The 531-nt window shown below is 62.1% G+C and carries 1 protein-coding gene; it reads right to left on the bottom strand.

Annotation, left to right across the window (positions count from 1 at the left end; all coding sequences use genetic code 11):
• On the bottom strand, positions 1-531 hold a 531-nt coding region (locus AC1DSO_RS24815; protein ID WP_477071341.1), incomplete at both ends, for a phosphatidate cytidylyltransferase.

Below are 531 nucleotides of genomic sequence, written 5' to 3'. Positions count from 1 at the left end.
CACCAGGAAGGCGATCAGGAGCAGGTTGCGTCCCTCAAAGCCGGGGATTTGCAGCGTGAGCAGCGCCGGCACGTGGCTGATGCAGAACATGCAGATCATCAGGCCCCATTGCACTGTGGAGGTGCGCTCCAGAAAGCGCTTGGTGTCGCCGCCCACCGCCGCGAGTATGGGCAGCACCAGGAAGGCATAGACCGGGATGAAGATGGAATACAGCCCGTACCAGTCGATCCAGATCAGGAAATACTGCACCGGCAGCGCGATGAAGAACGCCACCGCGATCGCAACGTGGTCGCCGCGCCGCGTGTAGGCCAGGCTCATGAATTCGCGCAGCGCGTAAAAGGAGATCAGGTAGAACAGCACGATCACGCCGCTCCTGCCGCAGGCAAAGGACAGGCCGATGACGCCTATCATCACCCACCAGGCATTGACGCGGGAGTTAAGGTTGTCGATCACCGAATGCGGCTCGCCGCGCGCGATGCGCCACTTGAGCAGTGCGCCTATGCTGGAGGCCAGCAGCAGCACGCCGAAGAC

Source organism: Caulobacter sp. P4_E5, from assembly GCF_056401555.1.
Note: the sequence above shows the minus strand (reverse complement) of the source record. Positions and strands in the feature narration are given on the sequence as shown.